The sequence below is a fragment of the Jiella marina genome (genome assembly GCF_024359545.1).
Classification (GTDB): Bacteria; Pseudomonadota; Alphaproteobacteria; order Rhizobiales; family Rhizobiaceae; genus Jiella.
This window is the reverse complement of sequence record NZ_JAKQZG010000006.1, coordinates 16,670-40,204: the sequence shown is the minus strand read 5'-3', so window position 1 is coordinate 40,204 and position 23,535 is coordinate 16,670. Positions and strand designations below refer to the sequence as shown.

Sequence of the window (23,535 nt, the reverse complement as noted above, 5' to 3'; positions counted from 1 at the left end):
GAATCGTGGGTATTGCCGGGGCTTCCCAGCCGGCGTGGGGCGCGACGCAGAAACGGCGACCCGAAACATGCATCGCCATGGCCGGAAACATCCGGTATGTGCCGCGGGCAAAGACGACGGGTCGGTTCTGGCCCGTCTGCATCCCGCCGGTTCGAGAAAAGGGCCTGCTCTGGAAAAGGGCGCGCTCTGGAAAAGGGTTTGTCATGACGAAGGACGACGGCTTTCGCGGCCTCACGCTCTTCAACACGATGACGCGGCAGAAGGAGGCGTTCCGGCCGCTGGACTGGCGGAACGACGCCATTCCGGAGGCCGATCGGCGGGTGCGCATGTATGTCTGCGGGCCGACGGTCTACGATTACGCCCATATCGGCAATGCGCGGCCGGTCATCGTCTTCGATGTGCTCTATCGCCTGCTCCGCCATCTCTATGGCGATGACCGGGTGGTCTATACGCGCAACATCACCGACGTCGACGACAAGATCAACGCGCGGGCGCTGCGCGACTATCCGGACCTGCCGCTGAACGAGGCGATCCGCAAGGTGACGGAGACCACCGCCGCGCAGTTCGAGAAGGACGCGGCAGCACTCGGCAATCTTGAGCCGACCCATCAGCCGCGGGCGACCGACTTCGTCTCCGGCCATGACGACGGCCACGACATGGTCTCGATGATCGCGACGCTGATTGAGAAGGGGCATGCCTATCAGGCCGGCGGCGAAGTGCTGTTCGACGTGACCTCGATGGAGGATTACGGCGGCCTGTCCCGGCGAAAGCTCGAGGAGATGCGGGCCGGAGCGCGCGTCGCGGTCGACGAACACAAGAAGAATCCCGGCGACTTCGTCCTGTGGAAGCTCTCCTCGCCTGAGGAGCCGGGCTGGGATTCGCCCTGGGGGCGGGGGCGCCCCGGCTGGCACATCGAGTGCTCGGTGATGAGCGCGGCCACGCTCGGCCAGACCTTTGACATCCATGGCGGCGGGCTCGACCTGATCTTCCCGCACCATGAGAACGAGATCGCCCAGTCCCGCTGCGCCCACGGCACCGAGAAGATGGCCGAGGTCTGGATGCACAATGGCTATCTTCAGGTCGAAGGCCGGAAGATGTCGAAGTCGGAAGGCAATTTCGTCACCATCCAGGAGCTTCTGGAAACGGAAAAGTTCGGTGGCCGGAAATGGCCGGGCGAAGTGCTGCGCCTTGCCATGCTGATGACGCATTACCGCGAGCCAATCGACTTTTCGGTGCGGCGGCTGGAGGAGGCGGAAAACCTGCTGCGGAAATTTAAGCGAGCGGCTGACCTAGCTGAGCATCACGGTAGTGAGCCTTACGAGTTGGTAGAGGTGCTGAAGAACGATCTCGATATGGCTACTGTGCTTTCTCAACTCTCTCGACTTTCGAATGAGGCTTTCGGCCGACATTGGGACGAGTGGGTATCAGGTTCCGAGCAGCCGTTTGCAGAAGAAGATGGCGATCCAATCTTTGACGAAGACCGCCTGAACGCAGCCGGGCAAGTTAAAGAAACTCTTATTCTTCTCGGGTTCGACGTCACAGCTCCCGATGTCGATGCGAGCTTTATCAACGCAGCAGTGGATAATCGCCTTGCCCTGATCCGCGACAAGAACTGGGCTGAAGCCGACCGCATCCGCGACGAACTGGCGGCCAAGGGCATCCAACTCAAGGACGGCAAGGACCCCAAGACCGGAGAGCGCGTGACCACTTGGGAGGTGAAGCGCTGAGCGCTCTCCCTTCTGCGGTCGTCATCCCGGCCTTGAGCCGGGATGACGAATTGGAGAGGCTCGGTTTCATTCGTTCTAGGCCGCGTTTCGGCACGCCCAGCGAAATGACGACGCCCGCAAATTGCGCCGATTTGTCTCACCTCATGACCTGGTGTAGAGAGCCAGCGTTGGGACGTATGCATCGGTTTTGTCCGGCTGCCCGGGAAATCCCCCGGGGCGGCCGTGCGAGTTGCTGAGAAGCCGGTCCGCCGTTGGTGAGCACCGGCTGCGAGTCCCTCGACTTGCCCCAATTTCGTGGGACGAACGGAATTTCAGCCTTGGCGCGTCACTGGACGAGCCGCGGCGCGGGAAACGACAATTCGCATCGCGTCGAGCCCGCTAGGCCGAAGCACCGATGTCGAGAAACGGCTGGCAGGAGCGCATATGGATCGCATTCGCATTCGCGGCGGCAACGAGTTGAACGGGACGATTCCGATCTCCGGGGCGAAGAACGCCACGCTGCCGCTGATGATCGCTTCGCTCCTGACCGACGACACGCTGACGCTCGAAAACGTGCCGCATCTCGCCGATGTCGAGGGGCTCACGCGCATTCTCGGCAATCACGGCGTCGACTTTTCCGTCACGGGCAAGCGCCTGCGCCAGGAGGCGGGGCTCGGCCGCACGATCCATTTCAACGCCCGCAACATCGTCGACACGACCGCCCCCTATGAGCTCGTCTCCAAGATGCGGGCGAGCTTCTGGGTCATCGGGCCGCTTCTGGCGCGCATGCATCAGGCCAAGGTCTCGCTGCCTGGCGGTTGCGCCATCGGCACGCGGCCGGTGGACATCTTCATCGACGGTTTGCGAGCGCTCGGCGCCGAGATCGACATCGAGGCGGGCTACGCGGTGGCGAGCGCCAAGGGCGGCCTCGTCGGCGGTCGCTACAAGATGCCGAAAGTTTCGGTCGGGGCGACGCATGTGCTGATGATGGCGGCGACGCTCGCGAAGGGGGAGACTGTCCTTGAAAACGCCGCCCGCGAGCCGGAGATCATCGATCTCGCCAATTGCCTGACCGCAATGGGCGCGAAAATCGACGGCGCCGGTACGTCGACCATTCGCATCGACGGCGTTGCGGCGCTCTCCGGCGCCAGGCACCGGGTGCTGCCGGACCGGATCGAGACCGGGACCTACGCCATGGCGGTCGCGATGACCGGCGGCGATGTGACACTGACCGGCACGCATGCCGATCTTCTGCCGGCCGCGGCCAGGGCGATCTCCGAGGCCGGCGCGATCCTGACTCCGGTCGAAAACGGCATCCGGGTTCAGCGCAATGGCGGCGGCATCAACGCGGTCGACGTAACGACCGATCCCTATCCGGGCTTCCCGACCGACCTTCAGGCGCAGTTCATGGCGCTGATGACGAAGTCGAACGGCATTGCCACGATTACCGAGACGATCTTCGAGAACCGCTTCATGCATGTGCAGGAACTGGCGCGGCTCGGCGCGAAGATTTCGCTGTCGGGCCAGGTTGCCCGGGTCGAGGGGGTGAAGGCGTTGAAGGGCGCGCCGGTGATGGCGACCGATCTGCGCGCCTCCGTCTCCCTGGTCATTGCGGGTCTCGTTGCGGAAGGCGATACGCTGGTCAACCGCGTCTATCATCTCGATCGCGGCTTCGAGCGGCTGGAGGAAAAGCTGGGCCGTTGCGGGGCGGAAATCGAGCGCATTTCCGGCTGATTGGAAGGCAGGCTGACGGCACGAGAAACGCGAAAAGCCGAGCGGCGCCTTGCTTTTTGTTGCGATTGCGCCGATTTAAAGGGCGTTTCCCGACGGCTCGCGTCTACCGGACGCGCGAGGGTGGATTTCAGCGAGATGCCGGAGTGACCGGCGGACGCATCGAATGAAAGTCAGGGGCGATGGCGCCGATCGTCGGCGAGCGTCGCCCGATCAGGCCGCGTCAAGCGACGCGGCGACAAGGCAAAATCTTGGAGCCGACCGCGCGAGATGGGCTCGCCGGATCGGCTCTCTTGTTCAGGACCAAAGAAGCGAATGGCAAAAGAAGAAGTTCTCGAATTTCCGGGTGTCGTCACCGAGCTCCTGCCGAATGCGACCTTTCGGATCAAGCTTGAGAACGATCACGAGATCATCGCCCACACGGCGGGGCGCATGCGCAAGAACCGCATCCGCGTTCTCACCGGCGACAAGGTGCTGGTGGAAATGACGCCCTACGACCTGACCAAGGGTCGCATCACCTATCGTTTCAAGTAAGCGATCGCCGCAGCGTTCTCATGTCTGCCTCCCAACTCCTGGTGCTGGCGTCCGGCTCTCCGCGCAGGCTCGAACTCCTGCAACAGGTGGGGATCGAGCCGGACCGGCTGATGCCGGCCGATATCGACGAGACGCCGCAGAAGAGCGAGCATCCGCGCTCGCTCGCCAAGCGCCTGGCGAAGGGCAAGGCCGAGGTCGCAGCGCGGCGCCTGCGTGAACTGGACTACGGGCCGGCGACCGTTCTCGGAGCCGACACGGTTGTCTCGGTCGGCCGGCAGGTCATGCCCAAGCCGGCGCTCGCCGAGGATGCGGTCGCCAATCTGCGCACGCTCTCCGGCCGCACCCACCGCGTCTATACCGGGGTTTGCGTCATCGGCCCGACGGGAGCCCTGCGCCAGCGCCTGATCGAGACCCGGGTGCGTTTCAAGCGCCTGTCGCGGCTCGATATCCAGAGCTATGTCGCCTCTGACGAATGGCGCGGCAAGGCGGGCGGATATGCGATCCAGGGACTGGCCGGCGGCTTCGTTCTGAGGCTCGTCGGATCCTACACCAATGTGGTCGGCCTGCCTCTGGCCGAGACGCTGGCGCTTCTGAACGGCGAGGGATACGACATTCACGCCCGCTGGCGGGCGCCCGAGGTCGATCTTCCGCCCGATGCCGAAAGCGGCGAGGACGAAGAGAAGGCGGTTCTGCCATGAGCGAAGCTGCGAACCAGCCGACGCCGATGCGGCCGAAACGGCGCTGCCCGGAATGCGGCCGTCCGTCCGATCGGCAGGCTTTTCCGTTCTGCTCGCCGCGTTGCAAGTCCATCGATCTCAATCGCTGGCTCTCGGGAAGCTACGTCATTCCCGGTCCGCTGGAGGAAGAATCAAGCGAAAACGAAGAGCGCTGAGGCGGTCAATGATCGGCGAGGCGGCAGGGCCGTGGCGCTATTCCTGCGGCCGGCTGCCGGAGGGATGACCCCACTCTGTTCCCTGATCCGGTTCGTCCGGGCCCGTGAGAGGATCATGCCTTTCGGAACGTTGGCGTGTCCCGAAAAAGACGGCGGCCGGGGCCTCCGGGGCTGATCTTTCCGTCCCGCCGCTTTCTCCCTTCGCCGGCAGCATGCCCGCACGAGAGTGATCATCGCCACCTGCGGACGTCTGCGTCGCCGGAATCGACTCGCCGCGCAGGTCGGAAACGGCCGGCGCGATGGCACCATGCTGTGTCCTCAAGCTGGCGATCCCGAGGGCGCGGAGGGCGCTCTCGACTTCTTCCGCGAGTTGTCGGTCTTCATCCGTGCGCATAGGCGATCCGGCCTCCCTGACGGATTTCGACGATGGCGAACCGGGCATCCTCTACGCAACCAGCGGTTCAGGCTGCCCCGAAGACGTCGGCAAGGTCGGCGGCAGTGCTTGGAGTCTGCTGGGTTGCAGGACTATCCGAAAGACGCTGCCACGAGACCAAAGACCATTCTAGAGGGTGCGGTGGCATGCGGATATCAAGCAATTAAAAAATCGGAAATAATTCTTCGGGACCAGGACAGTTAGTCCGCTCGCAGGGCGTGAAAGCTCGCAGTCCGGCTGCCGGATCTTGGCGGCTGGATTGCGCTCCGGCCCTATTCGCTGACAGCGCCGACCAGCACTTCCCGGCCGTTGGCGATCCGGTTCCATTTGCCGGGATCGAGCGAACTCTGCCGCTTCAGGAAGGCATAGGGCGCCTCGTCCCATGGCAGGATGCGCCAGTTCAGATTGTCGAGAATGAAGTCGCCGTCGGTGGTGCGCAGGGTCAGGACCGCGTGGCCCTCGCCATCCGTCTTGCGCACTACGGTGATCAGCAGGTTGGCGAGATCGATCCTGGCGCGCTCGTGGAGCGTCTTGCGCTTGAGGAGAACGAAATCCTCGCAGTCACCTTCTTCGCCCGGATAGGTCCAGCGCTCTTCGACGCCGTAAATGTCCTGATCGGACCGGGGCTTGATCTTGGCGTTGATCGCGACGTTGATCGCGGCGACGGTCTGGATGATGTCCGGCGTCAGCTGCAGAGGCGCCGGGTTCGACCGTTGTTCGGTAGTGCGACATTCGTCCGCATAATGGGTGCAGAATTCCGCGTGCCCGATCGGTTTCGGAGCGCTCACCCCGATCTTCATGAAGGAGCCCCGCATCTGGGCGGAAGCCGGTTTGACCGCGAGTCCGCCGACGAGCAGACAAAGCAAGAGCGTGGCGCCGATCGCGCGAAATTCCACCATGCGTCCCCTCATGCGCAGGTTGGGTATATCTCGATTATGCTTATGTTCAGAGCAACGCGAACTTCTGTCAATCCATTGTGCAGTGCGGATGGAAGTCTCGCGAAAGGTTCAGAGAAAACAGCGGCTAAAAAGCATCGCCGACACGTCGAAAGAGTGCCGCCGCGATGCTTTCGAGGCAATCCCTAAATCCTTGGAAATGAAAGATAGCCGGCTGCTTAGAGCAGGCTGTGTGACATGTCGGCGACAGTGATCTGTGGAAAACCGGAAAGCGGCTTCTGCTCTTCCGAAATCATCCGGTTTCGCCGCGGATCGTCTCCACGAGATCGAGAAGATTGCGCGAGATCAGCGCGAGGTCCTGCGGCCGGGAGAGGCGGTGATCGCCATCGCGGACGAGGCTCAGGACGGTGCCGTGGAAGGGCAGATGGTCCACCAGGGCGAGGGCGTGCTCGTAGGGCACGTCCGGATCAGCCATGCCCTGAATGATCGTCACCGGGCAGCCGGTGTCGATCAGTTCGTTCATGACGAGGTTGCGCCGCCCGTCCTCGAAGAGTTCGCGCGTGTAGATGTCCGGCTCGTCGGAATATTCGGAGGGGACCTTCAACAGCCCGTTTGCGGCGATCTCCGCGTGCTGCTCGGGGCTCAGTTTGGGGGAGAGTAGCCGTTCGGTGAAGTCCGGAGCCGGCGCCAGAAGCAGCATGCCGGCGATCTTCGTGTCGAACTCGGCGGCTCGCTGCACGAGACGAAGCGCGATCCAGGCGCCCATGGAAGAGCCGACCAGAACCAGACGCTTGGCGCCAAGGCTGCGGATGACCGCAGCGGCATCGTCGGTCCAACTGCCGATGGTCCCGTCCTCGAAGCGGCCGCCGGATTCGCCGTGGCCGGAATAGTCGAGCCGGCAATAGCCGAGTTCGTGCTCGGCGGCGAAGGCGAGAAGGTGTTCGGCCTTCGTGCCGCGCATGTCCGAGCGATAACCGCCCAGCCAGACGATGGTTGGCTCGTTGCCGCTGCGCACCCGGTAGGCGATGCGGCGACGGGCCGGTCCTTCACCGATTTCGAGGGTTCCGGGTGTGTCGAGCGTAGTGTCGTCCGATTGCGCCAAGATGCTGCCCTCTCCAGGGTTGGCCGGTTTCGGCAGGCTGAATCCGGCACGGGGTCTCTTCGAGTGTCGTCACGCTGAACACGGCGGACTGCGGCGACACCAGCGGGTTCTGAAGTATTCGCCTCAGGGACCGCAATGGCGACCTCCGAAATGCGCTTCTTTTTCGAAACCTGCACCCTCGCTTGCTCAAAACCGCGTTGCACGGGTGAAAACTCGTTGAACGAGTGCTATAATAAATGGATGGGTGCAGTCGATGCGGTTTCGGGAACAGTTCGAAGCGCGTCTTCGCTCCTCATTTGGCAAAGCCGAATTATCGTCGTCAACAACAGGAGAGTACGACCATTCGCAGACCATTTCGTGCACCGCCGGCCCAGAAGGAAGGGCCGCGCTCCAACAGGGAAATCAAGGTTCCGCAGGTTCAGCTGATCGACGCCGAGGGCCAGAACCGCGGCCCGACCGCGACGAGCGAAGCGCTCTCGCTGGCCGAGGAAGCCGGGCTGGATCTCGTCGAGATCGTTCCGAACGCCAATCCGCCCGTCTGCAAGATTCTCGATCTCGGCAAGCTGAAATACGAGAACCAGAAGAAGGCCGCCGAGGCGCGCAAGCGCCAGAAGACCATCGAGGTCAAAGAGATCAAGATGCGGCCGAACATCGACGAGCACGACTACGAGACGAAGATGAAGTCCGTGCGTCGGTTCTTCGAGGACGGTGACAAGGTGAAGGTCACGCTTCGCTTCCGTGGCCGTGAAATGGCGCACCAGGAACTGGGCATGCAGCTTCTGAACCGCGTGCGCGAGGAAACGGCGGAGATTTCCAAGGTCGAAGCCGAACCCAAGCTCGAAGGTCGTCAGATGATGATGGTGCTCGCGCCGCGCGCCTGACCACGAACGCCGACGCTCGCGAAGAATTTGCGTTTTCCGGAAGTCGTGGGGCCCTTGATGGGTTTTCCACGGATCCTCTGCGCGCGAGGGAGGGCGGCCACCCTCCCGAAAGCTGCGGTACTGGCCGCGCGACGGTTTCAATCGCAGGAGATTGTTTCTGACGTGCGATCGCGCGAGATCGGTTGCCGCGACGTGCGGCTGCCGCTCGCGTGATGGCCGGTTCTGGACGTGCAAGATGTATTGGCGGGCGTGAAGAGAGCCCGCCATCCTCCAAGCCCCAAAAAATGTCGGACTGACGGTCCGCCGCTCTGGCCGGGATGCTCGCGCAAGCTATGTGTTGACGCGACAAGGCTTTCTCGCGCGAGAGCAGCGGAAGCCGGCTTGGCGAGAGGACGAGAATGCCGGCACGGCGGCCGCATCGAGTGACAATGTGGCCTGTCGGCAAGTTCGACGCCGTTTTGTCGGCACTAGAGGGCCCCGCACGTGTCGTTCTCCCTACACTGTTGGGCTTGGCCGTGGCCGGCTGCTCGCAGGAACAGTCGATCTTCGCGAATGCGGGGACGGAAGCGGCGCAGGTTGCCGAGCTTTTCTTCGTCATGCTGGTGGGGGCCGTCGTCATCTGGATCGTCGTGATGGCGATGTCGGTCTACGCGACCCGCGCCAATGCCACCGTCTTCAGCGACAAGGCCGGTACCCGTCTCATCGTCTTCGGCGCGGCTTTTCCCACCATCGTGCTGGCAGCGCTCCTGGTCTGGGGCCTGATGCTGATGCCGAAACTGCGGCGACCGGCTGACGGGCCGACGATCGCCGTCTCGGGCGAGCGCTTCTGGTGGCGGATCGCTTATGACGTCGAAGGCGAACCGGGTGTCGTGAAGAGCCTGCCGGCGGGCGGAGTCGAAAGCGCCAACGAACTCTGGTTGCCGGTCGGCAAGCGCAGCGAAATCCTGATCGGCAGCCCGGACGTGATCCATTCCTTCTGGGTGCCCGCGATCGCCGGGAAGATGGACGCCATGCCCGGGCGGGTGAACCGCCTCGTCGTGGAGCCGACCCGCGAGGGGGTCTATAACGGCGTCTGCGCGGAATTCTGCGGCGATGCCCACGCCCAGATGGGCTTTCGCGTGGTCGCCGTCTCTGAAGCGGACTATGCGGCCTTTGTCGCAGCCCAGGCCGAGCCGGCCGCCGTGACATCGGGCAGAGGCGCGGATCTGTTTCTCGCCAATGGCTGCGCTGCCTGCCACACCGTGCGTGGAACCGAGGCCGACGGGGCGGTTGGTCCGGACCTCACGCATCTCGCTTCCCGCCGGACGCTCGGCGCGGGTCTTCTGGAGATGAGCGAGGAAAACATCGCCGAGTTCATCCGCGCGACCGAGCATGTGAAGCCCGGCGTCGAGATGCCGAGCTTCGGTGTCCTGCCGCAGGAAGAAATCGATGAGATCGCCGCGTGGCTGGGGGCGTTGAAATGAGCGACGCGACGACGGGGTCTGGCGGAGCCGGCGGCCTCGGCATCACCGAGGCCGACAAGAGTGATCCGGCGACGCCGAAATTTCCGTATCCACCGAAACCGGCCACGGTCGGTGCCAGCCATGTGAATCAGGACGATCCCGAGGTCCGCAAGGCGCAGGAAGAGCGCCTGATCTGGGTCTGGGATGCGCCGAAGGGCTGGAAGTACTGGTCGGCGGTGAACAATACCGAGGTCGGGCTGTGGTACACGGCCACCTCCTTCGCCTTCATGCTGTTCGCCGGCGTGCTCGGCCTGATGATCCGCGTGCAGCTCGCGGTGCCCGAGAACGACTTCCTCACCGGTCATTTCTACAATCAGGTCTATACGCTCCACGGCACGGTGATGATGTTCCTCTTCGCCGTGCCGATCTTCGAGGCGGTGGCGATCATCATCCTGCCCCAGATGCTCGGGGCGCGCGATCTGCCGTTTCCGCGGCTTTCCGCCTTCGGCTACTGGTGCTTCCTGATCGGCGGCATCTTCGTCTGCGGCTCGATCCTGTTTTCCGCCGCGCCCTCCGGCGGCTGGTTCATGTATCCGCCGCTCACCACTCAGGAGCGGTTCACACCCGGCTATGGCGCCGACATCTGGCTGCTTGGCCTTTCCTTCATCGAAGTCGCCTCGATCGCGGCGGCGGTGGAGCTGATTGTCGGCACGCTCAAATGCCGGCCGCCGGGCATGCGGCTCAATCTGATGCCGCTTTATGCCTGGTACGTGCTCGTGGTGGCGGGGATGATCCTCTTTGCCTTTCCGCCGCTGATCGCCGGCGACATCCTTTTCGAGCTGGAACGGCTGTTCAACTGGCCGTTCTTCGATCCCGAGCGCGGCGGCGACCCGATGCTCTGGCAACACCTGTTCTGGATCTTCGGCCATCCGGAGGTCTACATCGTCTTCCTGCCGGCGATCGCGCTTCTGGCGATGATCGTGCCGACTTTCGCGCGCCGGCCAATCCTCGGCTATTCCTGGATCGTGCTCGCGGCTGTCGGAACGGGCTTTCTCTCCTTCGGCCTGTGGGTGCATCACATGTACACCACCGGCCTGCCGTCGATCTCGCTCGGCTTCTTCTCGGCCGCCTCCGAGGCGGTGGCGATCCCGACCGGCGTCCAGATCTTCGTCTTCCTGGCGACGCTCCTGACCGGTCGGGTCATCTTCTCCGTCCCGATGCTCTTCGTCTCCGGCTCGCTGGCGATCTTCGTCGTCGGCGGGCTCACCGGCGTCATGGTGGCGCTCGCCCCTTTCGACTGGCAGGCGCACGACACCTATTTCGTCGTCGCCCATCTCCATTACGTTCTTCTGGGCGGCATGCTGTTTCCGGTGGTGGCCGGCGTCTACTATTTCTGGCCGATGCTGGCGGGGAAGACCCTGTCGGACAAGCTCGGGAAGACCGCCTTCTGGCTGATGTTCGTCGGCTTCAATGTCGGCTTCTTCCCGATGCATTTTTCCGGCCTGATGGGCATGCCGCGCCGCATCTGGACCTACCCGGAAGGCCTCGGCCTCGAACTGCCGAACCTGATTTCCTCCGTCGGTGCCTTCGTCTTCGCGGCCGGCTTCCTGATCGTCGTCTTCGACGTTCTGCGTCCGCGCAGCAAACAGCCCTATGCGCCCCGCAACGTCTGGAACGCCGGCACGCTGGAATGGCTCGCCGAGCAGGAGGACAAGGGCTGGGGCGTGCGTTCGATCCCGATCGTGACCACTCGCTATCCGCTGTGGCAGCAGAAGAACTTCGTTGAGGACGTCGACATGGGCCGGTTCTACATGCCGGATGCTGAGGAACTGAAGCGCGAGACCATGGTGACGAGCGTCCTCGACGCCGAGCCGGTGCAGTGCCTGCGCGTGCCGGGGCCGACCTTCATGACCATGTGGGCGGCGGTTTTCCTCGCCGCGGTCTTCATCTTCGCGACCTTCCACTGGTGGTACATGACCATCGGCGCAATGGTGCTCGCGACGATCGCGATCTTCGTCTGGCTCTGGCGCGGGACGGCGCTGATCCCGGAAAAGGGGGAGAAGGATGTCGGTCTCGGGCTGAAGCTTCCTCTCTACGTCTCCGGTCCGAAATCGGTCGGCTGGTGGGCGATGTTCATCACTATGGTCGGCGACGGAACGGCGTTTCTCTCGCTGATCTTCGGCTATCTGTTCTTCTTCACGATCCACGAGGAATTTCCGCCCGCCGGCATGGCGGAGCCGGGCATCTTGTGGCCGGCCCTGTCGCTCGCCCTGTTCCTCGCGGCCTGGATCGCCAGCCAGATGGCTCTCTCGATCAACAAGGCCGGCGGCGTGTTGCTGGCGCGGGCCCTGATCGGAGGATCGGCGCTCCTCGCCTTTGCCGCCTCGGCGGCGATCCTGGCCGGGCCATACTTCAACGGGCTCGATCCGGTCGTTCACGTCTATCCGGCGACCGTCTGGGTCCTCGTCATCTGGACGGCGGTGCACGGTGCGGCGGGCGCGTTGATGCTGATCTACTGTCTGGTGCGTTCCTTCGCCGGACGGCTGACGCCGGAGTTCGACATCGATATCGCCAACACGGCGCTCTACTGGCACTTCATGGCCGCCACCGCCCTGATCGCGACCGTCGCCGTCGCGCTTCTGCCGCTTGCGAGTTGAGGTGAGGCGATGATCCACAGCGAAACCCGCGACAATCTCTGGACCCTGATCGCCGCTCCGACGATCTGGGCGCTCCACTTCCTCGTGTCCTACATCGTGGCGGCTGCGGCTTGCGTGCCCAATGTCGCGATCTTTCAGGCGATCGCCGGCCCGCGCATTCTCATCGCGGTGATCACGGCCATCGCGCTGGTGGCGATCGGTCTGATCTTCTGGCGCGCCCGGCGGGAGTGGAAAGGCCATGGCGGCGGGTCGGTCCACGACACCGACACGGCGACCGGCCGCGAGCGCTTCCTCGAGTTCTCGACGCTGCTGCTGGCTGCCCTGTCCTTCGTCTCGGTGGTCTTCGTCGCCCTGCCGGCGCTTTTCGTGGCGGATTGCCGATGAGTGGGGCGATGGCTTGGCTGGCTTCAAGGAAGCGGGAGCCGTCTGCCTTTGGGCCGAGCGCGGCTCAGGTAGTCTCGTCCAAGATGCCTGGCGCCGGGGCGCCCTCGTCCTTCGACAGGCTCAGGATGAGGGCTGCGCACACGCTTGGTGCGGAGCTTCCGGTGGCTGCACTCGCGTCTGCTCAGCGTCTTCGCTGGGCGACGAGTTCCTTCGACCTGCTGCGGAGTCCCTCCCACACCCTCATGGTGAGCCTGTCGAACCATGGGGGCTCCAGCGAGAAACCGAGCGACGTCAGTGCCGGGCGGTTCGGCTACAGGTCCAGCCCCACCGCTTCGTGGATATCACCGGCTCCCGTCGCCCTCGCTCTCGGCGTCGCATTTCTCGTGGCGTTGTGGTTCGGGCCGTTGCCGGTGCTGGCGGCTGGCTCCTTCGCCGCGCATATGGTGATGCATATGGGCGTCGTCGCCATCGCCGTGCCGCTTGTCGCCTATGGCATATCGCGGCTGGTGCCGGATCACGTGTTGAAGCTTCCGGCCTCGCTTGCCATGGTCGCCGCGCTGTTCGAATTCCTCGCCGTTTGGGCCTGGCATGCACCCGCCCTCCACGATGTGGCGCGGGTCAACGCCGGCATGTTCGCCGCCGAACAAGCCTCGTTCCTTCTCGCCGGCGTCCTCGTCTGGCTGACGGCGATCGGTGTCGCAAGACGTGATGGTGGCCGGGCGCAGCTCGCAGGCGTCGGGGCACTGCTCCTCACCTCGATGCACATGACCCTACTCGGCGCGCTCCTCCTGCTGGCGCCGCGCCCGCTCTATGCCTGCGCTGCGCTCTGTTCGCCCGCCGCGAACCTGACGCCGCTCGGCGATCAGCAGCTCGGCGGGGTGATCATGCTGATCGTCGGCGGACTCGTCTTTCTGGCGGGCGGGCTGGCGCTTCTTGCTTCGGTGCTCGGCGAACGATTTGAGCCTGTGCGGGGCGGGGAGCGCGCGCGATGAAGAAGCACGTCGCCTTCACCATCACCGGCAAGCGCCTGATCGTCGCCCTCGGGCTCGTGGCGGCGGCGCCTTTCGTCGTCAGCCTGTCGGGGCTCGTGTCGATCGCCGCCTCCTCGGGGCATTTCGCGCCGGTCGGCTGGTTCCTGCACTGGACGATGCAGAACGCCGTCGCGCGCCAGTCTTTGGGGATCAGCGTTCCCAACGACATCGACTTGGCCGATCCGGCGCTCGTCCAGCGCGCAGCGGGGCATTTCGCCACCGGTTGCGCCGGTTGTCACGGCGCGCCCGGGGTGCCCCAGTCGCCGGTGGTCCTTTCCATGACGCCGGCACCGCCGCGTCTCGAAGGCAAGGTGGAGGAATGGGCCGACCGCGAACTGTTCTGGATCGTCCAGCACGGCATCAAATATTCCGGCATGCCCTCCTGGCCGACCCAGGAGCGCGAGGACGAGGTCTGGGCGCAGGTGGCGTTCCTGCGCGCGCTGCCGGGTATGTCGGCGGAAACCTACGCGGATCTGGCACTCGGGGCCAAGCGCGGCAGGGAGCCGATGGAAGCCGGCGGCGAAACCCTTGCCTCCCTCGACGGCATCTTTCAGGAAGCGCTGACCGACTGCGCTCGCTGCCATGGCCGCGATGGGCTGGGGCGCGGGGAAGGGAAGGCCGAGGGCGCCTTTCCGGTGATCGCCGGCCAGCCCGAGACTTATCTCGCCGCCACGCTCGAGGCCTTTTCCAAAGGCTTCCGACATTCGGGATTCATGCAGCCGCCAGCCAAACGCTATTCCGACGAGACGCTGGCGCGATTGGCGAATTGGTACGCCGAACAGCCGCTTCCAACGCCGGCCGACGGCGGACGCAGCGAGACCGTCGCGGCCAACGACGTGCGCCCGGATGGCATCCCGCCGCAAGTTCTGCCCGTTGGTGCGCGCGGAACGAATTCACTGGTTGCCGCGGCGGCAGCCGGCGGCATGCCGCAACAAGAGGAGGCCGTTCTGGAACTCGGGCGGCTGATCGCGCTCTCGGGCCTGCCGGCGCGCAAGATCCCCGCCTGCGAAAGTTGCCATGGCGCGGAGGGGCGCGAGAAGAATGAGCATTATCCCTATCTCTCGGGGCAGCCGGCCTGGTATCTCGAAACTCATCTGGAGCTCTGGAAGGATCATGGGATCACCCGCGGCGGAACGCGCTTTTCGCATCTGATGACCCCGATCGCCGTCCACATGACCGAAGAGCAGATCGAGGCCGTCTCCGCCTGGTATGCGGCCCAGCCTTTGGGCAGGTAGCCCTCTCGGTTATAGCCGCGCGTACGAAGCCGTTCGACTTCAAATGCTTGATCTGTCATCTCCTGTAGGGTTCATTGAGCATGATTGCCCCTAAGGCAGGAAATTGCTCCATGGATTATCGCATCGCTCTCGCAAGCGCATCGCTTCTCATCATCGCCGGTTCAGCCGCCGCCGCGGAGTTCGGCCGCACGACCATTGAGGGTCGAGAGATCGTTCTGCATGACGATGGCACGTGGCACTATGCCGGAGAGGGCGCAAAGGACGACAGCGACGCCCAAGCTGAGCAGTCTGCGGACTGCCAGACTTTCAACAGCGAGACCATCGACCTTTCCTTCTGCGTGGATCCAGGCAATTGGGCGTTTTCGAAGCTGCACGAAAACGCCGAATTCGGCTTCCAGACGAAAAATCAGGACATGTATTTCTTCGTCATTACGGAAAAGTCGTTGATGGAGTTCGAGGAAATGCCGGAGATCATCCTCGACAATGCCCAACGCGCGGCGGGTTTCGAAAGGGTCGAAGCCCTTGGTCAGGATGATCACGTGTTCGGCGGCAAACGCTTCGGCAGTGTGCGCTATCAGGCGAAAATCGATGGCCTCGAGATCCTGTATTCCACCTTCTTTATGGTCGAGGACAGCGATCAGGTGGCGCAGTTCGTGTTCTTTACCCAGCCATCGAACGCGGATCGGCTCGCGGAACAGGCGCTGCAGGTCATGAGTACCGTCCAATAGGCGAGCGTCTTCGAACGGGCGCGAGACTGCTTCCTGCCTCAACTTTCGTACAGCCATGGCTTCATCCATGCTTCGCCGGCCCGCCGCCGCTCTTTCTTGTCGCGGGCGGTGTCCCTATCTGCGAATCCTGACGATGCGAGGCGTTCAAGAGGGAGGCGCCCAGGATGAGCATGATGCAGAATGCAGCGGGCTGGCGCCGCCCGGCGCCGAGCCTCGAAGAGATCGAGGCGATGGCGATCGAAGCCTATCGGGATCTGCCGGAAGAGTTTCGCACGCTGTGCGGCGAGATCCGCTTCATCGTCGCGGATTTTCCCGAGGAGGACGTGATGCGCGAGATGGAGCTTCAGTCTCCCTTCGACATTCTCGGGCTCTTCGAAGGTCGGCCGATCGGCGAGATGGGTGTGGAGATGACCGGCGCCATGACCAACCGGATTCTCCTCTATCGCCGGCCAATCCTGGATTATTGGGCCGAGCACGCCGATTCGCTCGACGCCATCGTCCGCCATGTGCTGATCCACGAGATCGGCCACCATTTCGGTCTCTCGGACGACGACATGGAAGCCCTGGAGCGCGAAGCGGATTGATCCGCCGCCCGGCGTCTAAAGGCACGCGATCGAACACGAACAGGAAAATGATGTCCTACGATCTGTATTATTGGCCCTTCATCCCGGGGCGCGGCGAGTATGTTCGCCTCGTTCTCGAAGCCGTGGGCGCGACTTATCGAGACGTCGCCCGCGAAGAGGGTGAGGGCGCCGGGATGGAGGCCATGACGGCGGGTCTCAAGGGCCGATACGGTCCGCAGATCCCCTTCGCGCCGCCCTATCTGGTCGATGGCGAGATCGTGCTGTCGCAGACGCCGGTGATCGTCGCCTATCTCGGCGAGAAGCACGGACTGGCACCCGCCCTCGAGGCCGATCGGCTGTTCGCCCGCGCGGTTGCCGTGACGACGGCGGACTTTGCCGCCGAGATCCACGACACCCATCATCCGGTCGGCACGGGCCTCTATTATGACGACCAGAAGGACGAGGCGCGCCGCCGGGCGGAAGGCTTTCGCAACGAGCGGGCACCGAAATTCCTCGGATGGTACCAGGCCTTGCTTCAAGCCAATCCGTCCGGTCCAAGCCAACTCCTGGGCAGCGAGATCAGCTATGTCGATCTCGGCCTCTATCACACCGTCGAGGGCCTCAAATACGCCTTTCCCAAGCTGATGGCGCGAATCTCCGGCGACTATCCGCAGGTGATGGCGCTCTGCGAGAGGGTCGCCGCCCTCCCGGCGATCGCGCAATATCTCGCCAGCGACCGGCGCATGGCCTTCAACGAGGATGGCCTCTTCCGCCACTATCCCGAGCTGGACGAAGCGTAAGCGGCAGGGCCGGGATCCTCCTGCCCTTTCCACTGCCTCCGACGAGATGCGTCATCGTCGGAGGAATCCATGTCGATCCGGGATATTCCCAGCCTGATTGCCGCGACCTTCGCGATGCTGGCCGGCGCGTCGCCGACACCTCATGACCGGCGTCCGCAACCGCCATCACGAGCGAAACGCGGCCGGTAAGCGGGCTCGTCAATGCGCGTGGAGATCGAGTGACAGCGACAGGAGAACCGGCAGGGGCGTCCACAGCCCCGTCGTGATCCCGGCTTCCCGCAGCATGGCGCTCGTCCAGCTGTTGCAGTTGATCAGGATCTGAAAGCGGCCCTTCGCCTCGTAGAACCGGTCGAAAAGCCCGTAGCCCGCGCCTGCGATCTCTCTCGGGCGGCCGAAATCGTCGCGTTGCAGGCTATCGAGTATGGCGCTGCGGAGATTTTCCATGGCGGTCGGCGCCAGAACGAAGCTTTGAACCTGCGGGCTCGACGGGTCGATGGCGCCGGCGAGTTCCAGATGCAGCGCCGATCGGTCACCCGTGATCGTCCGAACGATCGGCATCGGTTTGAGATCGGACCAGGTCGGCGTTTCGATATAGAAGCTCCGCCCACCCCACCCCACGAGAAGCCACAGTGCGTCGGGCCGGTCGATCGGGAGGCCCGATTCCTCCAGGAATCCGAACCGTGCGCGGCTCTTCCCCGTCAGCGGCAGAGCGATATCGGTATGAATGGGGCCCGAAACGAGAAGGATGCGCTCACCCTCTGACCCCACATGCTCGCCTGGCTCCTTTGCCCCGTCCCTCGGGATCGCAACGCCGAGGGCGATGGCGACGAGCAGCAGGCCAAGCAGGCAGACTGCGGCGCGTGTGCCGAGTTTCACAGCGCGCCGCCACCGTCTGTCCGCATGCAATCTCCCTCAGTCCTGATTGCGGCTGACGAACTTGTTGAAGCTCGGATTGTCGCCGGACTTGTCGAGCATGAGCGCCAGTTGCTGCTCCTCGAAGATTTCGAAGAACCGGTCCCAGGAAATCTGTTCCAGCCCGTCATTGTCGCGGCCATGGTCGAAGCGCAGCATGCCGGGGCCACCATTGCCCTTGGTGTCCGAGACGATCGCCGGCTTGCCATCGGTGCGCTCGGCGAAATTCTTGATGTCGTTGTGGTCGATGACGATGTGGGATGAAGCCATGTCGCTCTCCTGACGGTTTGCCCAAACTTGGCAAACCTCCGCTCACCGAGGGCGGTTCCCTTACTGCTCGCCGAGCTTCATTGCCGGATCGTAGGTCTTGCGGGGCACCTCTTTCGTCACGGCCTGGCCGCAGCGCATGGTCTTCGTCTCGGCGTCGAAGGCATAGGTGGGCGAGCCATGCAGATCCCAGCCCTTGGAGAGGGCTTCCGACACCTTGTGGCAGAAGCTGGAATCGTCCGGGCCGGACAGGAAGCGGTAGAGTTTCATGGTTCTTTCCGGGAGTTCTGCGTTGATTTCTGTCGAGCGGCGATGGCCTGGTGACGGGCGAGGAGCCTTCTGGCGTCTTCGCAATCTTGCGGCAGGATCATCCGCCCGTCGATCGCAAGGACGCCCTCGTCCCGGTTTTCCGGCAAATCGAATGCCGCGATGACCCGTTCCGCCCAGGCGATCTCCTCCTCGCTCGGCGCGAACGCGGCGTTGGCCGGCGCGATCTGCGAGGGGTGGATCAGCGTCTTGCCGTCGAAGCCCATGCGGCGGGCGCTCGCGAATTCGCGGGCGAGGCCGTCAGCATCTTCGAGGTCGCGGAAGACGCCATCGAGGACCGCAAGCCCGTTGGCCCGGGCCATCAGGACGATCTGCATCAGCCAGGGCTGGAGTTCGCTCCGTTCCATGTCGGGAGCGATGCCAGTGGCGCTTGCCAGGGCATTCGTGCCCACGACGAGGCCGGAAAGTCGAAGTCGCGCGCCCTTTTTTGCGATCTTGCCGAGCTTCAGGATGCCGAGCGGCGTGTCGATCATCGCCCAAAGCTGGAGCCAGGGCGGCGCGTCCATCTCGTCGAGAGCTGTCGCCGCCTCGACGATCGTGTCGAAATTCTCGACGCGCGGCAGGAGGATGGCGTCGACCTTCGCCCCCCGGGCCATCAGCAGATCTTCCGTGCCCCAGCTTGTGTCGAGAGCGTTGATCCGAACCACCTTGAAGCCGGTGAACGTGGAAGCCGCGGCAAGGTGCGCCCGGAGCGCCTCGCGTGCTTCGTCCTTTCTGTCCGGCACCACCGAAGCCTCGAGATCGAAGATCAGTCCGTCGGCGGCAAGGCCCGCCGATTTTTCCAACGCACGAGCGTTCGCTGCGGGGACAAAGAGGACGGAACGCAGGGGACAGGCAGCCTCGGTCATGTGCGACCTCTCTTTCAAAATGCCCCCATACGCAAGGGTTTCGGCGCAGCGCGAGCTGCTGGTCTGCCCATGCTTTCCAAGGCGCACATTATAATGATTTAAGAATAGGACGATCGATAACTTGTGGCGAAACTGTGATGATTAGCTGGGTTCTCACTTGATCTGTCGGCCTGCGGAACAATCGCAAGTCCATCGCGCTTCTTGTTCCAAACGATTACAGGAGGCTGTCATGGCTACTATGGTAGGACAGGAACAGGAGATCCAGACTCTCGTCAAGGATCTCATCTATCTCGAGCACGATGCGATCGCGGCCTATGATTCGACGATCGAGAAGCTGTCGGACGGAGCGCTGAGCAGCCAGATCGCAGAGTTCAAGAAGGACCATCTGCAGCATCTCGACGTGCTGCACACCATGGCGAAGCAGGTCGGTGTCGATGCGCCGGAGGGCGGCGACGCCAAGCAGATGCTGACCACCGGCAAGATCGCGCTGATGCAGCTTGGCGGCGACAAGGCGATCCTCAAGGCGATGAAGACCAACGAGGATGACACCGTCACCGCCTATGAGCGCGCAGCGCATCACGCGGACGCCATCGAGAAGTCGCGCGAATTCTTTGCCAAGGCGCTGGCCGACGAGAAGCGCCATCGCGAATGGATGGACAAGACGGCCGCCTCGCTCTGATCGTTGTGGCAACAGGGTCGGCCGCCCGAGGCGGCTGATCCTCATCCAGTATCACTCAATCAAACAGCCAGTCGCAGGTCCGATCGACCACGGGCCGCCCTGAGAAAGGGGCGGGCCTTGGGCCGTGACGGCATGCGCGCGCCCCGATCACGGGCGCCAGTCAAGAAGGGACGAAAAATGTTTCACCATTCCTCCAAGCTTCAGTACACGGTTCGCGTCGATACCCCCGATCCGCAGTTCGCCAAGCTCCTGCAACAGGCGATCGGCGGTGTCGAAGGCGAGATCCGCGTCGCCATGCAGTATTTCTTCCAGGCCATGGGCGCCCGCGGTGATGACCGCATCCGCGATCTCCTGATCTCGACGGCCACGGAAGAACTCTCGCACATCGAATTCCTTGGCCACGCCGTCGCGCTCAATCTGGAAGGCGCGCCCGTGACCGAACAGGAGGAGGCCGCGAAGGATCCCGTGGTCAACGCCATTCTCGGCGGCGCCAATCCGCGCCATCTCCTGTCCTCCGGACTGTCGGCCATGCCGGTCAATTCGAACGGCGTGCCCTTCGACATGAGCCACATCTACGCGACCGGTAATGTCGGGGCGGACATGCTGGCGAACGCCACTGCCGAGGCTGGCGGCCGGGTTCTCGCCTCGCGGCTCTACAACATGACCGCGGACAGCGGCATGAAGGACATGCTCTCCTTCCTGATCGCCCGCGACACCTATCACCAGCAGCAGTGGCTGGCGGTGATCGAGGAAATGGGCGGTCTCTCGGCCTCGCTGCCGATCCCGAACTCGACACCGGAGCATCACGAGGCGATGCAGCACTCCTACTATTATCTGAACACGCTTCTCGACAAGGAAGCACCGCAGGGTCGCTGGTCGTCCGGCCGCTCGCTCGACGGTCGCGGTGAGTTCACCGTGAAGTCGCAGCCCGAGCCCGAAGGCCAGGCCCCGAGCCTCGGCAAGGCACGGCCGAATTCCGGTGCCCAGAAAGAGCAGATGTAAGACCGCATTCGCGGCAAGCTGCGATCAACACGAAACGGCGGCGCCAATGCGTCGCCGTTTTTCGTTGCACTGGCGCCGGGGGCGGGGCGTTTCATGCCAGCCGTGGAACGTGCTATGGGCCGTCTCGAAGTCTGAGACCAAGTTCGGGTGGAGTTGCCATGCAGAAATTCGACAAGCTGACCGGCGTCGCCGCGCCGCTGCCCATCGTCAATGTCGACACCGACATGATCATCCCGAAGGACTATCTGAAGACCATCAAGCGCACCGGGCTCGGCACCGGCCTCTTTGCCGAACTGCGTTATAACGAGGATGGCAGCGAGAACGAGGACTTCGTCCTCAACAAGCCGGCCTATCGCAAGGCCGAGATCCTGGTCGCCGGCGACAATTTCGGCTGCGGCTCGTCCCGCGAGCACGCGCCGTGGGCGCTTCTCGACTTCGGCATTCGCTGCGTGATCTCGACGTCCTTCGCCGACATCTTCTACAACAACTGCTTCAAGAACGGCATCCTGCCGATCCGCGTGACGCCGGAGCAGCTCGCGCTCCTGATGGACGACGCCGAGCGCGGCTCGAATGCGCGCCTCACCGTCGATCTGGCGAATCAGACGATTTCCGGACCGGATGGCGGCGAGATCACCTTCGAGATCGATCCGTTTCGCAAGCACTGCCTGCTGAACGGCCTCGACGATATCGGCCTGACGCTGGAGCGGGCGGACAGGATCGAGGATTTCGAGGCGAAGATGGCCGAAGACCGGCCCTGGGCCTGACACACACTTCGCATAGGCGCTGGCGCAAGCCCGGCGCCAGCCGAAAGCCGTAGGAGCATCCGGCGCGCCGCGAGAGCCGCGACCCGGCCATGACGGCCGGTCGCGCACAAAGCCATGATCGGGTGTTGACGCGCCGCGCGAAATCGTCAAAGAAGGCGCCCGCAGCGCTGCCGTAGCTCAGGGGTAGAGCACTCCCTTGGTAAGGGAGAGGTCGAGAGTTCAAATCTCTCCGGCAGCACCAGCGATTTCAAGGATGTATCAGCTTCCGTAGGCGTCACCTGCTCGGTGGGCCCGTGTTGCGTCGCGCCTTGCTCCTCTCATGCTGACGGCGCGCCTGGCGATATGATCTCTCGCGAAGGCTGTGGCTGCGTACCCCTCCGGTATCCGCGCGTAGCTTCCATCTTGGTGGAGGCGCTCGCGGCTGATAGGTCTCGATCCTGTACGGCGTGAGCGCCGTCCCCACTACAGGAAGGGCCGAATGACCATCACGCTGTATGAACTCGTGGGCCGCGATTCTTCCCGGCCGTTTTCACCGCATTGCTGGAAGGCGCGCATGGCGCTGCGGCACAAGGGGCTCGATTTCACCACTGCGCCGGTCCCGTTCACCGGCATTGCCGCGCTGGAAAATGGGGTCTCGAAGACGGTGCCAGTCCTGCGCGACGGCGAGACGCTGGTGTCGGATTCCTTTGCCATCGCCGAATATCTGGAAACGGCCTATCCCGACCGGCCGAGCCTGTTCGGCGGGGAGGGGGGACGCCAGCTCTCGCGCTTCGTCGAGAGCTGGTCACAGCGCACGATCCATCCGGCGATCGCCCGCTTCGCCCTTCTCGATATCCATGATTGTCTTGGGGAGTCGGACCGGCAGTATTTCCGCGAGAGCCGCGAGGCGGCCTTCAAGGCGACGCTGGAGGCCTTCATCGCCGATCGCGACGTGCGGGTGGAGCCCTTCCTGAAGTCGCTGGAGCCGTTGCGCGCGATCGTGAAGCAACAGCCGTTTATCGGCGGCGAGACCCCGCTCTTTGCCGACTACATCGTCTTCGGCGCCTTCCAATGGGCGCGGGTGTCCTCGCCCTACGACTTCCTGCCGAAGGACGATCCGGTGACGGAATGGGTGGAGCGCTGCCTGACGTTGCACGACAGCGAGGCGGCCAAGGTTCCCGCTGCGGCCTGATCGGAGATCGGGAGTGAGCCCTGGCGGCTTGCTCCCCGGCGGCCGCGTCGCTATAGCTCGCGCCGATTTCCCATTCAGACCAAACACAAGGAGCCAACATGGCGCTCGAACGCACTTTCTCGATGATCAAGCCCGATGCCACGCGTCGCAACCTGACCGGCGCGATCACCAAGAAGCTGGAAGAGGCCGGGCTGACGGTCGTCGCGTCCCGGCGCGTGTGGATGAGCCGGCGCGAGGCCGAAGGCTTCTACGCCGTCCACAAGGAGCGGCCCTTCTTCGGCGAGCTGGTGGACTCCATGTCCTCCGGTCCGACGGTGGTGCAGGTTCTCCAGGGCGAGAACGCCATCGCCAAGAATCGCGAAGTGATGGGCGCGACCAACCCGGCCGACGCCGCCGAGGGCACGATCCGCAAGGAATTTGCCCTGTCGATCGGCGAGAACTCGGTGCACGGCTCCGACGCCCCGGAGACCGCCAAGCAGGAGATCGCCTACTGGTTCTCCGAGACCGAAATCGTCGGCTGAGCCGGAGCCGCCCCGCGGCTTCCGTCAGT

Annotated in this window: 25 protein-coding genes and 1 tRNA gene; 20 read left to right on the top strand and 6 right to left on the bottom strand. The window is 63.8% G+C overall.

Annotated elements, in window-relative coordinates; translation table 11 throughout:
* The first annotated feature begins 203 nt into the window (after positions 1-203).
* From cysS to yacG, 5 genes are all read left to right on the top strand, one after another.
* Complete coding sequence (cysS, locus tag MF134_RS12060; protein ID WP_255339715.1) at positions 204-1,727, top strand: cysteine--tRNA ligase; 1,524 nt, start codon at positions 204-206, stop codon at positions 1,725-1,727.
* 423 nt (positions 1,728-2,150) lie between these two features.
* Positions 2,151-3,440 carry a UDP-N-acetylglucosamine 1-carboxyvinyltransferase gene (gene murA / locus MF134_RS12055; RefSeq protein WP_255339714.1) on the top strand — a complete coding sequence of 430 codons (1,290 nt, stop codon included), beginning with the start codon at positions 2,151-2,153 and terminating at the stop codon, positions 3,438-3,440.
* Between the two features lie 312 nt (positions 3,441-3,752).
* Positions 3,753-3,971 carry a translation initiation factor IF-1 gene (gene infA / locus MF134_RS12050; RefSeq protein ID WP_019994787.1) on the top strand — a complete coding sequence of 73 codons (219 nt, stop codon included), beginning with the start codon at positions 3,753-3,755 and terminating at the stop codon, positions 3,969-3,971.
* A gap of 20 nt (positions 3,972-3,991) precedes the next feature.
* On the top strand, positions 3,992-4,669 hold the full coding sequence (locus MF134_RS12045; protein ID WP_255339713.1) for a Maf-like protein: 678 nt from the start codon (positions 3,992-3,994) through the stop codon (positions 4,667-4,669).
* Positions 4,666-4,863: a DNA gyrase inhibitor YacG gene (gene yacG, locus MF134_RS12040; RefSeq protein WP_255339712.1), complete on the top strand. Its 198-nt coding sequence runs from the start codon at positions 4,666-4,668 to the stop codon at positions 4,861-4,863. Before MF134_RS12045 ends, yacG begins: the two co-directional genes overlap by 4 nt.
* 705 nt (positions 4,864-5,568) lie before the next feature.
* Here the strand turns inward: yacG and MF134_RS12035 are convergent.
* Together MF134_RS12035 and MF134_RS12030 are read right to left on the bottom strand one after the other, a co-directional pair.
* A complete protein-coding gene (locus MF134_RS12035) occupies positions 5,569-6,195 on the bottom strand; it encodes a transglutaminase-like cysteine peptidase (protein WP_255339711.1) in 627 nt (208 codons plus the stop codon).
* Positions 6,196-6,484: 289 nt separating this feature from the next.
* Positions 6,485-7,294 carry an alpha/beta fold hydrolase gene (locus MF134_RS12030; RefSeq protein WP_255339710.1) on the bottom strand — a complete coding sequence of 270 codons (810 nt, stop codon included), beginning with the start codon at positions 7,292-7,294 and terminating at the stop codon, positions 6,485-6,487.
* A gap of 341 nt (positions 7,295-7,635) precedes the next feature.
* Here MF134_RS12030 and infC point away from each other — a divergent pair, with 341 nt between their 5' ends.
* The 9 genes from infC (at position 7,636) to MF134_RS11985 (ending at position 17,015) form a co-directional block, all read left to right on the top strand.
* Complete coding sequence (infC, locus tag MF134_RS12025; RefSeq protein ID WP_255339936.1) at positions 7,636-8,175, top strand: translation initiation factor IF-3; 540 nt, start codon at positions 7,636-7,638, stop codon at positions 8,173-8,175.
* A 515-nt stretch (positions 8,176-8,690) separates the two neighbouring features.
* A complete protein-coding gene (gene coxB, locus MF134_RS12020) occupies positions 8,691-9,638 on the top strand; it encodes a cytochrome c oxidase subunit II (RefSeq protein ID WP_255339709.1) in 948 nt (315 codons plus the stop codon).
* Positions 9,635-12,274, top strand: a complete 2,640-nt coding sequence (gene ctaD / locus MF134_RS12015; RefSeq protein ID WP_255339708.1) for a cytochrome c oxidase subunit I — start codon at positions 9,635-9,637, stop codon at positions 12,272-12,274. Before coxB ends, ctaD begins: the two co-directional genes overlap by 4 nt.
* A 9-nt stretch (positions 12,275-12,283) precedes the next feature.
* Complete coding sequence (locus tag MF134_RS12010) at positions 12,284-12,658, top strand: hypothetical protein (protein ID WP_255339707.1); 375 nt, start codon at positions 12,284-12,286, stop codon at positions 12,656-12,658.
* 161 nt (positions 12,659-12,819) lie between these two features.
* A complete protein-coding gene (locus MF134_RS12005) occupies positions 12,820-13,650 on the top strand; it encodes a cytochrome c oxidase assembly protein (protein ID WP_255339706.1) in 831 nt (276 codons plus the stop codon).
* Positions 13,647-14,924, top strand: a complete 1,278-nt coding sequence (locus tag MF134_RS12000; RefSeq protein WP_255339705.1) for a c-type cytochrome — start codon at positions 13,647-13,649, stop codon at positions 14,922-14,924. Before MF134_RS12005 ends, MF134_RS12000 begins: the two co-directional genes overlap by 4 nt.
* A gap of 110 nt (positions 14,925-15,034) precedes the next feature.
* Positions 15,035-15,652, top strand: coding sequence for a hypothetical protein (locus MF134_RS11995; RefSeq protein ID WP_255339704.1), 618 nt, complete (start codon positions 15,035-15,037; stop codon positions 15,650-15,652).
* A gap of 164 nt (positions 15,653-15,816) precedes the next feature.
* Positions 15,817-16,236, top strand: coding sequence for a metallopeptidase family protein (locus tag MF134_RS11990; RefSeq protein ID WP_255339703.1), 420 nt, complete (start codon positions 15,817-15,819; stop codon positions 16,234-16,236).
* A 50-nt stretch (positions 16,237-16,286) separates the two neighbouring features.
* Entirely contained in the window at positions 16,287-17,015 is a 729-nt protein-coding gene (locus MF134_RS11985) for a glutathione S-transferase (protein ID WP_255339702.1), read from the top strand.
* A gap of 198 nt (positions 17,016-17,213) precedes the next feature.
* Here MF134_RS11985 and MF134_RS11980 read toward each other — a convergent pair whose 3' ends face one another.
* Genes MF134_RS11980 through MF134_RS11965 form a run of 4 tightly spaced genes read right to left on the bottom strand, consistent with a single transcriptional unit; the run spans position 17,214 to position 19,369 of the window.
* A complete protein-coding gene (locus tag MF134_RS11980; RefSeq protein ID WP_255339701.1) occupies positions 17,214-17,891 on the bottom strand; it encodes a TIGR02117 family protein in 678 nt (225 codons plus the stop codon).
* Between the two features lie 36 nt (positions 17,892-17,927).
* Positions 17,928-18,197, bottom strand: coding sequence for a hypothetical protein (locus MF134_RS11975; protein ID WP_255339700.1), 270 nt, complete (start codon positions 18,195-18,197; stop codon positions 17,928-17,930).
* Positions 18,198-18,257: 60 nt separating this feature from the next.
* Entirely contained in the window at positions 18,258-18,464 is a 207-nt protein-coding gene (locus MF134_RS11970; protein WP_255339699.1) for a DUF1737 domain-containing protein, read from the bottom strand.
* On the bottom strand, positions 18,461-19,369 hold the full coding sequence (locus tag MF134_RS11965) for an HpcH/HpaI aldolase/citrate lyase family protein (protein ID WP_255339698.1): 909 nt from the start codon (positions 19,367-19,369) through the stop codon (positions 18,461-18,463). The genes MF134_RS11970 and MF134_RS11965 overlap by 4 nt, the downstream gene beginning before the upstream one ends.
* A gap of 229 nt (positions 19,370-19,598) precedes the next feature.
* On the opposite strand from MF134_RS11965, the gene MF134_RS11960 reads away from it, so the two are divergent.
* From MF134_RS11960 to ndk, 6 genes are all read left to right on the top strand, one after another.
* Complete coding sequence (locus tag MF134_RS11960; RefSeq protein WP_255339697.1) at positions 19,599-20,048, top strand: ferritin-like domain-containing protein; 450 nt, start codon at positions 19,599-19,601, stop codon at positions 20,046-20,048.
* 177 nt (positions 20,049-20,225) lie between these two features.
* On the top strand, positions 20,226-21,050 hold the full coding sequence (locus MF134_RS11955) for a manganese catalase family protein (RefSeq protein WP_255339696.1): 825 nt from the start codon (positions 20,226-20,228) through the stop codon (positions 21,048-21,050).
* A 158-nt stretch (positions 21,051-21,208) separates the two neighbouring features.
* Positions 21,209-21,814, top strand: a complete 606-nt coding sequence (gene leuD / locus MF134_RS11950; protein ID WP_255339695.1) for a 3-isopropylmalate dehydratase small subunit — start codon at positions 21,209-21,211, stop codon at positions 21,812-21,814.
* Between the two features lie 166 nt (positions 21,815-21,980).
* Positions 21,981-22,055, top strand: a tRNA-Thr gene (locus tag MF134_RS11945).
* A gap of 237 nt (positions 22,056-22,292) precedes the next feature.
* Entirely contained in the window at positions 22,293-22,985 is a 693-nt protein-coding gene (locus MF134_RS11940) for a glutathione S-transferase family protein (protein WP_255339694.1), read from the top strand.
* A gap of 98 nt (positions 22,986-23,083) precedes the next feature.
* Positions 23,084-23,506, top strand: a complete 423-nt coding sequence (ndk, locus tag MF134_RS11935) for a nucleoside-diphosphate kinase (protein WP_255339693.1) — start codon at positions 23,084-23,086, stop codon at positions 23,504-23,506.
* Positions 23,507-23,535 lie beyond the last annotated feature (29 nt).